14 protein-coding genes and 1 tRNA gene are annotated in these 13,058 nt (G+C 66.7%); 4 read left to right on the forward strand and 11 right to left on the reverse strand.

What is annotated here, in order from left to right; genetic code table 11:
- Window positions 1-78: 78 nt before the first annotated feature.
- The 5 genes from EH199_RS00835 to EH199_RS00855 form a co-directional block, all read right to left on the reverse strand.
- Complete coding sequence (locus EH199_RS00835) at window positions 79-648, reverse strand: hypothetical protein (RefSeq protein WP_124807384.1); 570 nt, start codon at window positions 646-648, stop codon at window positions 79-81.
- A 78-nt stretch (window positions 649-726) separates the two neighbouring features.
- On the reverse strand, window positions 727-2,091 hold the full coding sequence (locus tag EH199_RS00840; RefSeq protein ID WP_124807385.1) for a pyruvate dehydrogenase complex E1 component subunit beta: 1,365 nt from the start codon (window positions 2,089-2,091) through the stop codon (window positions 727-729).
- Window position 2,092: 1 nt separating this feature from the next.
- Window positions 2,093-3,103 carry a pyruvate dehydrogenase (acetyl-transferring) E1 component subunit alpha gene (gene pdhA, locus EH199_RS00845; protein WP_223806425.1) on the reverse strand — a complete coding sequence of 337 codons (1,011 nt, stop codon included), beginning with the start codon at window positions 3,101-3,103 and terminating at the stop codon, window positions 2,093-2,095.
- A gap of 541 nt (window positions 3,104-3,644) precedes the next feature.
- Window positions 3,645-3,721: transfer RNA gene (locus tag EH199_RS00850), tRNA-Arg, on the reverse strand.
- Window positions 3,722-3,762: 41 nt separating this feature from the next.
- On the reverse strand, window positions 3,763-4,164 hold the full coding sequence (locus EH199_RS00855) for a (deoxy)nucleoside triphosphate pyrophosphohydrolase (RefSeq protein WP_124807386.1): 402 nt from the start codon (window positions 4,162-4,164) through the stop codon (window positions 3,763-3,765).
- A 166-nt stretch (window positions 4,165-4,330) separates the two neighbouring features.
- Here EH199_RS00855 and EH199_RS00860 point away from each other — a divergent pair, with 166 nt between their 5' ends.
- The gene (locus EH199_RS00860; RefSeq protein WP_223806399.1) at window positions 4,331-4,486 is read left to right on the forward strand and encodes a Flp family type IVb pilin; all 156 of its coding nucleotides are present in this window, start codon (window positions 4,331-4,333) and stop codon (window positions 4,484-4,486) included.
- Window positions 4,487-4,580: 94 nt separating this feature from the next.
- Window positions 4,581-4,775 carry a Flp family type IVb pilin gene (locus EH199_RS00865; protein WP_124807388.1) on the forward strand — a complete coding sequence of 65 codons (195 nt, stop codon included), beginning with the start codon at window positions 4,581-4,583 and terminating at the stop codon, window positions 4,773-4,775.
- A 92-nt stretch (window positions 4,776-4,867) separates the two neighbouring features.
- Here the strand turns inward: EH199_RS00865 and EH199_RS00870 are convergent, their stop codons facing one another.
- From EH199_RS00870 to EH199_RS00885, 4 genes are all read right to left on the reverse strand, one after another.
- Window positions 4,868-6,352: a M48 family metalloprotease gene (locus EH199_RS00870; protein WP_124807389.1), complete on the reverse strand. Its 1,485-nt coding sequence runs from the start codon at window positions 6,350-6,352 to the stop codon at window positions 4,868-4,870.
- 117 nt (window positions 6,353-6,469) lie between these two features.
- Entirely contained in the window at window positions 6,470-7,414 is a 945-nt protein-coding gene (locus EH199_RS00875) for an acetyl-CoA carboxylase carboxyltransferase subunit alpha (protein WP_124807390.1), read from the reverse strand.
- Window positions 7,415-7,446: 32 nt separating this feature from the next.
- Window positions 7,447-8,370: a tyrosine recombinase gene (locus tag EH199_RS00880; protein ID WP_190287037.1), complete on the reverse strand. Its 924-nt coding sequence runs from the start codon at window positions 8,368-8,370 to the stop codon at window positions 7,447-7,449.
- A 5-nt stretch (window positions 8,371-8,375) separates the two neighbouring features.
- Window positions 8,376-10,217, reverse strand: a complete 1,842-nt coding sequence (locus EH199_RS00885) for a hypothetical protein (RefSeq protein ID WP_124807391.1) — start codon at window positions 10,215-10,217, stop codon at window positions 8,376-8,378.
- Window positions 10,218-10,495: 278 nt separating this feature from the next.
- On the opposite strand from EH199_RS00885, the gene EH199_RS00890 reads away from it, so the two are divergent.
- Both EH199_RS00890 and aroB read left to right on the forward strand, forming a co-directional pair.
- Window positions 10,496-11,077, forward strand: a complete 582-nt coding sequence (locus tag EH199_RS00890) for a shikimate kinase (RefSeq protein WP_124807392.1) — start codon at window positions 10,496-10,498, stop codon at window positions 11,075-11,077.
- Between the two features lie 9 nt (window positions 11,078-11,086).
- Window positions 11,087-12,196 (forward strand): 3-dehydroquinate synthase, encoded by a 1,110-nt coding sequence (gene aroB, locus EH199_RS00895; protein ID WP_124807393.1) that lies wholly within the window; start codon window positions 11,087-11,089, stop codon window positions 12,194-12,196.
- Window positions 12,197-12,203: 7 nt separating this feature from the next.
- On the opposite strand, the gene EH199_RS00900 is transcribed toward aroB, so the two are convergent.
- Together EH199_RS00900 and EH199_RS00905 are read right to left on the reverse strand one after the other, a co-directional pair.
- Entirely contained in the window at window positions 12,204-12,650 is a 447-nt protein-coding gene (locus EH199_RS00900; protein WP_124807394.1) for a DUF488 family protein, read from the reverse strand.
- Window positions 12,650-13,021, reverse strand: coding sequence for a tRNA-binding protein (locus EH199_RS00905; RefSeq protein WP_124807395.1), 372 nt, complete (start codon window positions 13,019-13,021; stop codon window positions 12,650-12,652). The genes EH199_RS00900 and EH199_RS00905 overlap by 1 nt, the downstream gene beginning before the upstream one ends.
- Window positions 13,022-13,058: the final 37 nt, after the last annotated feature.

Consider the following 13,058-nt stretch of genomic DNA (forward strand, 5'->3'; position numbering starts at 1 on the left):
ATGGCACCGGGGATTGGGGCTCTGGAATGGGTTTGGGGGCCTGCGGCCGGGATGCCTTTGCGCCTCTGCGCGAGCCGGTCAGCGGCCGGTCAGGCCGAGCCGGAGCGCCGCGCCGAAGCCGCGCAGGCCGGTATCGGGCAGGCCCCTCGCCTGCCGTCGCGCCATGCCGGCCAGGATCGCCAGCGGGCGCATCGGGCGGGGCAGCTGGGGCATCGGCGCGGCGGGATCGGGATCGAGCCATTGCGCCACGCTCGCGCGGATCGGGCCGGGATCGCTCACACCCGAAAGGCGGCCGAGCGCCACGAACGCCTCGATCCGGGCTTGGGCGAGTTCGGCGCCGCCATCCTCGCCAACGTGGCGCGCCTCATAGCCATCGACCAGCGCGCCCAGCGCGGGGCGCTCGGCATCCCAGACCTGCAGGCCGGCCAGCAGCGGTTCGCCCAGTGGCCACAGCGCGGCCTCCTGCGCCATGCGATCGCGCCACCACGCCAGCCGCAGCTGGATCATCAGCGCATCGCGCCCCGGCTTCGCGGTATCGGCCAGGCGCTGTTCGAACGCGAACAGGCCGATCCACGCCGCCCGCGCCGCCGCCGGGGCATAGGCCACAGCGAACCGTTCCAGCGGGGCTAGCTGGTCAGCCAGGTCCATGATCGGCTGATCCATCGGAAATCAGGGTCTTCGCCGGGGGCGGGCGCTGCCGTGCGGAAACCGCAGCGCCCCTCGCCCTCAGCGATAGCAGACCTTCTTCACCGCCTCGACGATCTTGTTGGCGTCGATCAGTGCCGCCTTTTCAAGATTGGCGGCATAGGGAAGCGGCACGTCCTCGTTGGCGACGCGCAGGACCGGGGCATCGAGATTGTCGAAGCCTTCCTCCATGCAGATCGCGATGATTTCCGACGCGATCGAGCAGACCGGGAAGCCTTCCTCGGCCACGACAAGGCGGTTGGTCTTGGCGAGCGAGGCCAGCACCGTTTCCTTGTCGAGCGGGCGCAGCGTGCGCAGGTCGACCACTTCGGCGTCGATGCCCTCGTCGGCAAGCTTGGCCGCCGCTTCGAGCGCATAGCCCACACCGATGGAATAGGACACGATGGTCACGTCCCTGCCTTCGCGCACTACGCGGGCCTTGCCGATCGGCAGGACGAAATCGTCCAACTGCGGCACGTCGAAGGTGCGGCCATAGACCAGCTCGTTTTCGAGGAACACCACCGGGTCCTCGCTGCGGATCGCGGCCTTCATCAGCCCCTTGGCGTCGGCCGCGTCATAAGGCGCGATCACGACAAGGCCGGGGACGGCGGCGTACCACGGGCCGTAGTTCTGCGAATGCTGCGCGCCGACGCGGCTCGCCGCGCCGTTGGGGCCGCGGAACACGATCGGGCAGCGCATCTGGCCGCCGGACATGTAGTTCGTCTTGGCGGCGGAATTGATGATGTGGTCGATCGCCTGCATGGCGAAGTTGAACGTCATGAATTCCACGATCGGGCGCAGGCCGCCCATCGCCGCGCCGGTGCCGATGCCGGCAAAGCCGTATTCGGTGATCGGCGTGTCGATCACGCGCTGGGGGCCGAATTCGTCCAGCAGCCCCTGGGTGACCTTGTAGGCGCCCTGGTATTCGGCCACTTCCTCGCCCATCACGAACACGCGGCTGTCGGCGCGCATTTCCTCGGCCATGGCATCGCGCAGCGCTTCGCGGACGGTGGTGGGAACCATAGCGGTGCCGGCGGGCACTTCGGGATCGGCGGCGGGCTTGGCCGCAACCGGCGCGGCAACTGGCGCAGGTGCGGGGGCCGGGGTCGGCGTTGCGGCTGGAGCCGGCGCGGGAGCGGCGGCGGGCGCCGGCGCGGCATCCTCGCCCTCGCCCTGCAGCAGCGCGATCACGGTGCCGACCTTTACGCCCTCGGTCCCTTCGGGAACGACGATCTGGCCGACGGTGCCTTCGTCCACGGCTTCGAATTCCATCGTCGCCTTGTCGGTCTCGATCTCGGCGAGGATATCGCCGGACTTCACTTCATCGCCTTCCTTGACCAGCCACTTGGCCAGCGTGCCCTCTTCCATCGTCGGCGAGAGCGCGGGCATCTTCAGTTCGATCGCCATGTCAGTACTGCTCCACCACCACGTCGGTATACAGTTCGGCCAATGCCGGCTCGGGCGAGCTTTCGGCGAAATCGGCGGCTTCTGCCACAACCTGGCGGATTTTCTTGTCGATGTCCTTGATCCGGTCCTCGGCCACGCCGCGCTGCAGCAGCTCGGTCTTCGCGGCCTCGATCGGATCATGCTTCTCGCGCATTTCCTGCACTTCCTCGCGGCTGCGGTACTTGGCCGGGTCGGACATCGAGTGCCCGCGATAGCGATAGGTCTTGAGTTCGAGCAGCACCGGCCCGTTGCCGCCCCGTACGAATTCCAGCGCCACTTCGGCCGCCTGGCGCACTTCCAGCACATCCATGCCGTTCACGTCGATGCCGGGGATGCGGAAGGCGGTGCCGCGACGGTAGAAATGCGTCTCGGCCGAACCGCGCTTGACCGCCGTGCCCATGGCGTAGCCGTTGTTTTCCACCACGAACACGATCGGCAGCTTCCACAGCGCCGCCATGTTGAAGGTTTCATAGACCTGGCCCTGGTTGGCCGCGCCATCGCCGAAGTAGGCCATGCACACGCCGCCATCGTTGCGGTACTTGTGCGCGAAGGCCAGCCCCGCACCCAGCGGCACCTGCGCGCCGACGATGCCATGGCCGCCGTAGAACTTGTGATCGGTGCTGAACATGTGCATCGACCCGCCCTTGCCGCGCGAGATGCCCGCGCCGCGCCCGGTCAGTTCGGCCATGATCACCTTGGGATCGATGCCATAGGCCAGCATGTGCCCGTGATCGCGATAGCCGGTGATGACGCTGTCATGCCCTTCGCTGAGCGCCGACTGGAGCCCGACCGCGACTGCTTCCTGCCCAATGTAGAGGTGGCAGAACCCGCCGATCAGGCCGAGGCCATAGAGCTGGCCCGCCTTTTCCTCGAACCGGCGGATCAGCACCATCTGTTCGTAGAAGTGCAGCAGTTCGTCGTCGCTCGCCTCGAACCGGCGATTGTTGGCGTGGGCCTGTTGCAGGCTGCGCAACGCGAACGTGGCCTCGTCGAGCGGTTCATCCGCCGCCGAAGCGATCACCGGCTCTGCGGCGGCGGGCGGCGTGGCCTTGGCGGCGCGGCGGCGCGTTGCTGCGGGTTTGGTGACGGGAGCGGCAGGTTTGGCGGCGCGGGGCCTGGCGGACTTGGCCAAGTCGATGATCCTTTTTCTGGCAGCCTCGGCTTCGATCGTGCGAAGCTTGGCTTGCGTATGAGCCAGTTGTGAGGATTCCGCAACGTCCAACCGGACTGCTCCCGTTCCCGGATAGCTATTCACACCAATCTGGTTATTATCGCATGAAAGACAATTCAATTTGGCGTTTCAAGGGAGTGGAGACGCGCTGGACGCATGACGGCGCGCCCGCAACATCCGAATCAACCGTCACAGGGCTGCGGATGCAGATGGGTACGTCATGCGCCCGGAAGGGAGGCATGGCGGGAGAGGCAGCGGGAGGACGGAATTGCGAACCGCCAAAACGTTTCAGGCCGACCAGGATAACCTGGCCGGCCTGAACATTTCCGCCCTTTCGGGGGAATGGCGCGCCCGGAACGATTCGAACGTCCGACCCTCAGATTCGTAGTCTGATGCTCTATCCAGCTGAGCTACGGGCGCCGGGAGACGCGCCTTTAGGAGAGCGATTCCGGGTTGGCAAGTCACTTCAGCAACGCAAGCACCGCTTTTGCCAGCGGAACATCCAGGGGCGGCATCGGAAACGTCGATATTTCCGGTCTTCCTGCCCATTTCAGCATCGCATTTTTTTCACAGACCGGTTCCCCTTTCCACAGACGGCAGACGTATAGCAGCAGCAGAATCGGCGGCGTGCCACTCGAATCATCTGCGTGGGCGAACGACAGCGGCGTGATATCAGCCGCCGACAGAGCCACACCCAGTTCCTCGTCGATTTCGCGGATCAGCGCCTGGACTGGCCCTTCGCCGGCTTCGACTTTGCCGCCGGGGAATTCCCACAGGCCGCCATGCTGTTTTCCTTCCGGACGGCGCTGGAGCAGGACCCGGCCCAACCCGTCGATCATGGCTGCCGCAACAACAATTCGCATCGATCCACTCCGGATTAAAAATACTGGCGGATCGCAAAGGACGCGACAACCGGCTCCGCTGAAAGGCCCGAAACTTTTCGTAAATCAAATTTTAGGAACAATCCCGTAACCTTTCGCCACCGTGACGCGGGGGCCAAGTAATATGTTGGAATTGCGGCATAAAATTATGCGCGATGAAAGCGCCGCCACGGCTGTTGAATACGGCTTGCTGGTGGGATTCATCGCGCTTGCCATTATTGGGGGCATGAACAACTTCACCAACCAGATGGTTGCCCTGTGGCATTCAGTCGAGAACGCATCGACCAACGCCTCATCCAATTAACGTCGTTTTAGGAAATGCCGCCTAATTCAGCCCTACCTGCTCCAGGGACAACAGGAGCGGGTCGGGAACAAGAAGACGCTTAAGGAGACCTGACATGAAGCTTTTCCGTGATCTGCTCGCGAACGAAGACGGCGCGACCGCTATCGAATACGGCCTGATCGCCGCGCTCATCGCCGTCGCCGCCATCACCGCGATGGGTTCGCTCGGCAACTCGCTGACCAACACCTTCAACACGGTGTCGGGCAAGATGAACAACGCCAACACCAAGGCCGCGGCCAAGACGATTTGATCGTCCGTCGCCTTGCCTCACACGAACGAAACCGGCCGGCTTCACGCCGGCCATTTCTGTTTGCGGGCCCTGAGGTGGCTTAGCGCCCGCTATCAATAGACGATCAGCTTGACCTTCTGGCCTGGCACCAGCCTGCTGGAGGCGGTGAGCGCGTTGAGCACGAGGAAGCGGTCCACCGGCCTGTCGGTATAGGCCATGCGCGCGCCCAGCGACTGCACGGTATCGCCGCTCTTCACCGTCACCACATCAAGCTTGCGCGCCTTGACCGCGCTTGCTTCCGTCGCGTTGATGCGACGGATCGAGCGGAACATGGAATCGAACTGCCCCGCCTGCCCGGCCTGGCTGATCGTGGCGAAGTGGAAGGCCTGCCCCTGCCCCCAGTCATAGGCATAGACCACCACGTCCACCGTCGAACCGTTGCTGGTGGTCCTGGCCGTGCCATAGGCGGCGGGTATGCCGTTAATCGTGGTCGTCTGCAGCGTATCGGGCGCGAATTGCCCCTGCGACGAAAGCCCGGCGAACACCGAACGGACATAGGCAGAAAGATCGCCGCTGTACTTGCCCGATGCGAACTCGCCCTTGCCCGACTGGCCGGAAATCGCAACCGATGTGGCGCCGTTGACCAGCGAGAATCCCGCCGGCGCCTGGAAGGCGAGCCGCAACTGCGGGTGCGTGAACGTGCGCCCGTCGACAACACCCTGATTGGGATCGTCGCCATAGGTCAGGCCGCGCACGCGCGTGAGGAACGTGTCGCGGTTGGTCATCCCCGTGGCGGTGGTCCCGGCGCGCAGCAACGCGGCGCGCACGCGCGAGGCGGGGTCTGGGTGCGTGCTGGCCCATTCCGGCACCGAATTGCCCTGCCCCGCGATTTGGCTGTCCAGCGCGGTCTGGTTGGCCAGGCTTTGCAACACCGTGGACATTGCGCGGGGGTCGTAGCCGGCGCGGCCCAGATACGTGATGCCAAGATTGTCCGCCTCGGTTTCCTGCGATCGCGAATACTTGAGCGTCAGCAGTTGGCTCCCGGTGGAGAACAGGCGTTGGCCGATCTGGCCGGCTGCCGAATTGCCGAGCACGGCGGTGGAAAGCACCGAACCGAGCACGCCAAGGATGGTGTTGCGCGTGGCGGCGCTTTCCCGCTTTGCGGCGTGGCGCGCGGCGACATGGCCGACTTCGTGCCCCAGCACGCCGGCCAGTTCCGCCTCGTTGTTCATCAGCGCCACGAGTTGCCGGGTGACGTAGATATAGCCTCCCGGAATAGCGAAGGCGTTGTTCACCGGTGAATTGAGCAGCGTGACGGTGAAGTCCCCACGCGCGTTGCTGAGGCCCGACTGAACGGCGATGGTCTTGCCCACGGACTCGACGTAAGTCGCCTGCGGTCCGGTCAGGCCACCGCCGTATTCCTGGAGGAGCTGGGGGTGCGCTTCAGCGCCTTGCTTCTTGTCGGACGCGCTGATCGCCTGGACGGCATTGGCCTGAGCGCGCACGGGAGCGCCCGGCAGCATGGCAGACCCGGCCACGCCCGCCGCAAGAACCGACAGTCCGGCAACAGCAAGACGCAGGCGGTTTCGGCTTTTCATGGCATCTCCCTCGAACAATCACGATCGCAACGGCTGCGGCAAATGCCGCGACGCTTTGTCGCAAACCGAAATCTTCTGTGCCAAATCCGGTTCCCGCGCGCCAGCGCGACGAACGGATCAGGCACCAATTCGGAGGAAACGATCCGCCCGCATCGTGCGCAGAGCATCGGGCGACTTGCCTGCCAGCCCGTCCAGTTCCTGCGCGATCGCCTGCGACAGAGCAGCCGCCGTTGCTGCGGGATCGCGATGGGCGCCGCCCACCGGTTCGGGCACGATCCGGTCGATCACGCCCAGCGCGAGCAGATCCTGCGCCGTAACTTTCATCGCCTCGGCCGCTTCGGGCGCCTTTTCCGCCGTGCGCCACAGGATCGAGGCACAACCTTCGGGCGAGATCACCGAATAGACCGCATGTTCCAGCATCAGCACGCGCTCGGCGCTCGCAAGCGCCACCGCGCCGCCCGAACCGCCCTCGCCCACGATCGTCGCCACCATCGGCACGCCGAGCGCCAGGCAGGCCTCGGTCGAACGGGCGATGGCCTCGGCCTGTCCGCGCTCCTCCGCCTCCACGCCCGGGAACGCGCCCGAGGTATCGACCAGCGTCACCACCGGCAGGCCGAAGCGGCTGGCCAGTTCCATCAGGCGCACCGCCTTGCGGTAGCCTTCGGGCTTGCCCATGCCGAAGTTGTGGCGGATGCGGCTTTGCGTATCGTTGCCCTTCTCGTGGCCGATCAGCATGACCCGGCGATCGCCCAGCCGCGCGAACCCGCCGATGATCGCCTGATCCTCGCCATAGAGCCGATCGCCACCCAGCGGCATGAAGCCTTCGAACATCCGTTCGACATAGTCGCGGAAATGCGGGCGGGCGGGATGGCGGGCCACCTGGGTCTTCTGCCAGGGCGTCAGCGCCTTGTAGGTGCTGGCCAGCAGTTCGGCGGACTTGTTTTCCAGCCGCCGGATTTCGGACGCGATGTCCAGTTCGCCGCTCTGCGCGGTCTCCCGAAGCTCGGCGATGCGCGCTTCCAGCGCGGCGACCGGCTTCTCGAATTCGAGATACGAAATCATGGCAGACGCGCTAGGGCGGTGCGCGCCCGTGGTCAACTGCGTCCTGCGGCGCGTCCTGTGGACGCGGCCAGCGGATGCCGTTCGTTGACCAGCGCGACAAGCCGCGAAGCATCGACGTGGGTGTATATCTGGGTGGTTGCGATATCGGCATGGCCCAGCAGGGTCTGCAGCACGCGCAGGTCCGCCCCGCCTTCCAGCAAATGCGTGGCGAAGGCATGGCGCAGCACGTGCGGGCTGACCTTTTCGGGATCGATTCCGGCGCGCGCGGCCAGATCGCGCAGCAACTGGAACAGGCGCACGCGCGTCAGGTGCCCGCCGCGCGGCGAAGGAAACACGAAGCGGCCGCCCGCCGGGCGCAGACGCAGCCATTCCGCCAGAGCGCGGACCGCTCGCGCACCAACGGGCACGAGCCGTTGCTGCCCGCCCTTGCCGGTGATCGCCAGGAACGGCGCATCGCGCGGCACGGCGACGAGCGGCAGCGAGACCAGTTCCGTCGCGCGCAGGCCGGACCCATAGAGCAATTCAAGCAGGGCAAGCATGCGCACGCCATCGTGCGTGCCGGCCCCCGCTTCCTCCTCCGCCGTGGCGAACAGCCGGGCGATCTCCCCGTGATCGAGCAGGCGTGGCAGCGGACGGCGCGCGCGTGGGCGCGGCATGGCGATGGAGGGATCGTCGGTGCGCAGGCCCTCGTCGATCAGGAAGCCGTAGAACTGGCGCAGCGCCGAAGCCTTGCGCGCGATGCTCGAGGGGGAAAGCTCGGCCCAGTGCCCGGCAAGGCTGGCGATGGCTTCCCGGTCCGCGCCAGCCAGATCGCCGACGATGGCCTGCGCGCCGGTCAGATCGCGGCGATAAGCCTCGATGGTGTTGGCGGCCGCGCCGCGTTCCGCCGCAAGCATGGAGAGAAACGCGCCGATCAGGCCGCCGGGCATCGCGGCGGAAAGGGCGGCGCCGGCCATCCGGATCAGACCCGCGCCACTGCCTCTGCCGCGATCATCCGGGCCTCACCGTCCAGGCCGACCCGGCGCAGCGCGGAAACGATATGGAACAGGTGAACCGCCGTCATCCGGTCCCACGAGACGCCCTGCATCCCGAAACCGGCAAGCAGCGCGACGAGCGCGGGATTGTTCGATTCCGCCGCCGCGTCGATCGCACGCGTCCATCGGGTCTGCCGGTTCATGTCCACCGAGAGCTTGCCCGCGAGCGTGGTGGCGGCCGAGGAATCGATGCGGCCCAGCCCCATCAGCCCGGCAAGCAGAAAGCGCGAGCGCATCTGATCGGTGCTGTCATCGTTGGACTGGAAGGTATCGAGCGTTCCCGCGTCCACTGCCGACAGCTCGTTCGGCGCGGCCAGCGCCAGCAATCCCCAGGCTTCACTACCAGCCTTGACATAGGGCGCCCAGCGCACCGCGTTCTGATCGAGGCCAGCGGTCAGCATCGAGGCGATCAAGCCGCTGGCGCTATCGGCCATGCCATCGCCCGGCACCACCCGCGCGGCGGCATAGGCCGTCAGCACAAGGCGGGAATAGGCGCGATCAGGATCGCTGCCATCGCCCCACAGTTCCTTGATCGCGCCCAGTCGATCATCCGCATCGGGCGCAACGTACGCGGTACGCAGCTTGTCGGCGAGCGGCCCCCAGGCCTTGTCCGGATCTTCCTGCGCGGCGATCTCGCCATAGAGATCGACCATCGCCGCGCTCGACAGGATGCCTCGCCCGGCGCCCACGTCGGCTGCGGTCGCGCGCGCGGCAAGGGAAAGCATGGGTGCGCGAACGGCATAGAACTGATAGGCCGCCCCCGCCTTGGCGCGCAAGTCTTGGGGGGGTTCAAGCCCGGTGGCAAGTGAGATGCCCGTGCGCCACGGCGTGAGCGTGGTGACGTCCTTCCACTCGATCGTGACGGCACGGCGCGTGTTCGATGCCGCGCCCGCGAACTTCTGCGCCAGCAGGATATCGATCTTCTCGCCGTCGCCTCGCCGCATCGCGCGATCGAGTTGCGCCATCGCCGGCGGACCATCGCCGGTGAAGGCCGAACAGATCGCGCGGGCGAGATCCCAGTCCCAGCCCTGGCGCCCAGCCGCCGTCAGCCCGGTGATGGGGCACAGGCCCACCGGATCGGCGGTGCCGAGGTAGCTGCCCATCGCGGCATCCTCCAGCCCGGGGGTATAGAAACCGCTATCGACTTCCTGCACCATGGCGCGCGCGGCATCGGCCTCGCCCATGCGCAGCAGCGCCTGCGCGCGCAGGGCTGCCCAGTCCGCGCCGTTCATACCGACCGGTGTATCCAGCCGGCTTGCCAGCGCGCGGCGCAGCAGGATATGCCCCCAGCGCGAAACCAGGTTGCCGCTCATCCGGCCGATCACACCCTCGACGAACGCGCCGTTGAGGAAATGGGTGGACGTGGCGGGAAAACCGCCGTCCTGTTCGTCGATCACGCCCACCCGCGACAAACTGCGCTGGCTGGAGACCGGCGTATCGAACTTGGGCGTGGCGCTGGCGATCAGCTGGTCCAGCAACGCAGGGTCGATCGCATCGAGCAGCCCGTCGTCGACTGGCGCCGATGCCGCCGCCGGCGCGCCGGGAACGGGTTGGACAACCGGCACCGATGTGGAGGCGGCCGATCCAGGGGCCGTCGCCGGTTGAGCGGGAGTTGAAGTGGCTGGGCGCGAGGCGGTGGACTTGGGCGATGCCGCCGGGGCGGGCGCGCTATCGAAACCGGGAGGTAGCAATGATTCCTGCGCGGCAACCATGCCCGAGATGCCGGTCAGCGCGGCGCAGCCCAGCAAGGCAAGGCGCCACCGATGCATGAACGCACGCCCGTTCTTCGATCTTGTCGGGGTATCGTGGCTCACGGTGCTGTCCCCGGGGCGTTTACCGGCTCTTCGATCCATTGTGTCGGCTCCGCTCCGCCCCTGATCCATGCTACCACCAACAATGCCGCCGTTATCGCAACAAGCGCGACAACGCCGCCAGCGACCAATACCTTGTTCACGCGACCTCACCTGCCGCTGCCTGACGCGCGCCATCCCGCGGAAACCGCGCGACGCTTGCGCTGCGCAGTAGCGCAACTATAGGCGGCCCGGCAATGGACCAAGACGCCGCCTCGCTCAACAGTACCGATCTGGCGCGGATCACCCGCCGGATCGACCGGCCGATCGTGCTGGTCGGCATGATGGGCGTTGGCAAGACCACCGTAGGCCGAAAGCTGGCGGCGATGCTTCACCAGCCGTTCGTGGATGCGGACGAGGAAATCGAACGGGCGGCGCAGATGTCGATCCCGGAAATCTTCACGACTTATGGCGAGCCTTACTTCCGCAGCGGCGAACGGCGGGTGATCGCCCGTCTCGTGGGCGAGGGCGCGACCGCCGACCGCAAGATCCTGGCGACCGGCGGTGGCGCCTTCTGCGATGCGGAAACGCGCCAGCTGATCCTCGACCGCGCCATCGCGGTCTGGCTGGACAGCGACGTCGACACGCTGGTGGAACGCGTTGGCCGCAAGGATAATCGCCCGCTGCTACGCGGCGGCAACCCTCGTGAAATCCTTGCCAATCTGCGCGAAGAGCGCCGGCCCGCCTATGCCCAGGCGCCGATACACGTTACCAGCGGCAACCAGCCGCATCAGGTGACTGCCGTGCGCATCCTGCGGGCGATCGACAACTGGTTGTAGGAAAACAGCATGGCCACCATCCCCGTCGCCATCGCCGGCGCGCCATACGATGTCCGGATCGAAGCCGGATTGCTGGCGGAAGCCGGCACGCATTGCCGCCCCTTCCTGCGCAAGGATACCGTGGCCATCGTCACCGACGAACACGTCGCCGCGCGCTGGCGCGAGACGGTGGCGGCTTCGTTCGCTTCCGAGGGGATCGAAAGCCGCTGGCTGGTGCTGCCAGCGGGCGAGTCTACCAAGAGCTGGGAACAGCTGGCCCGCGTGATCGACTGGCTGCTGGCGCAGGAAGTCGAGCGCAAGGACAATATCGTGGCGCTGGGCGGCGGCGTGATCGGTGACCTGACCGGGTTTGCCGCCGCGATCGTGAAGCGCGGCTGCGGCTTCATCCAGATCCCGACGACGCTGCTGGCACAGGTCGATTCCAGCGTGGGCGGCAAGACCGCGATCAACACGCCCGCCGGCAAGAACCTGGTCGGCGCGTTCCACCAGCCGGTGCTGGTGCTGGCCGATCCGCTCTCGCTCGATACTCTGCCCGCGCGCGACGTGCGGGCGGGCTATGCCGAGGTCGTGAAGTATGGCCTGATCGATGACGCGCCGTTCTTCGAATGGTGCGAGGCCAACGGCAACCGCCTGCTCGCGGGCGAAGCGGACGCGCGCGAATATGCCATCGCGCGCAGCGTGGCCGCCAAGGCGCGGATCGTGGCCGAGGACGAGAAGGAAACTACCGGTGTCCGCGCGCTGCTCAACCTGGGGCACACGTTCGGGCATGCGCTGGAAGCCGAAACCGGCTTTTCCGACCGCCTGCTCCACGGCGAAGGCGTGGCGCTGGGCATGGCGCTGGCGGCGCGCTTTTCCGCGCGGCAGGGGCTGATGAACGGGCAGGACGCAGAACGCGTGGCGGCGCACATCGGCGCGGTGGGCCTGCCCGCCTCGCTCGCCGCGCTGAACCTCTCTTGCGACGGACGGCGGTTGGCCGATCACATGCTCCACGACAAGAAGATGGACGCGGGCACCCTGCCCTTCCTGTTGCTGCGCGGCATCGGCGAGACGTTCCTGGCCAAGGACGTAGACCTGGGCGACGTGGCCGCGTTCCTGGACGAGGAACTGGCGCGGCGCTGAGCGGCCGTCAGCCGGCCTCGTCCGGTAGCAGATCAACCACTTCAAAATCGGGCAGCACCGCCTTGCGCAGCAGGGTGCGGTGGCATTCGCTGGCGGCGCGTTCGTAGCACAGCAGGGCCATCTTGCGCTCGCGCGCCAGCTCCGCGAGTTGTGCGCCCGCGATCACCGCTTCGGGCAGGTCGAGTTGCGCCGCGTAGATGCGTGCCAGCGCGGCATGATCGTGACGGCGCGCGGCGGCGCGGCCGTCCGCAGGGGTGCCAAGCGCCTTGAAATGGCGGTATTCGATGCCGGCCTCGCGCGCGTGGGCGGCCAGCGCGGACTTCGAGAAGCCCGGGCGGCGGGAAAGCGGCAGGGCGCGCACGTCGGCCAACAGGTCCACGCCCGCGCGGTTGAGCGCGGCCATCACCCCGGCCACGGTCGCCTGTTCGTAACCGATGGTCCAGATCACCGGCATCAGAACAGCCGCGATCCGTCGGGCACGGGCCTGTCGGGCGAGAACAGCACCACGCGCCCCTGCTCGTCCGCGAAGCCCAGCGTCAGCACTTCGGACAGCATCTTGCCGATCTGGCGCGGCGGGAAATTGACCACCGCCGCCACCTGCCGCCCCAGCAGCAGTTCGCCTTCATAGAGCGCCGCGATCTGCGCACTGCTTTTCTTGACACCCAGCCCAGCGCCGAAATCGATCCACAGCTTGAGACTGGGCTTGCGTGCATCCGGGAAAGGTTCGACCTGGATAATCGTGCCGACGCGGATGTCGACTTTCAGGAAATCGTCGAAGGCTATGGCTTCGGCCGGCGGCGCGGCGGGATCATGATCGAGATGCATCGACGCATTGTGGGGATCGCGGCGCGGACCGCAACCC

The organism is Novosphingobium sp. LASN5T (genome assembly GCF_003856955.1).
Classification (GTDB): domain Bacteria; phylum Pseudomonadota; class Alphaproteobacteria; order Sphingomonadales; family Sphingomonadaceae; genus Novosphingobium.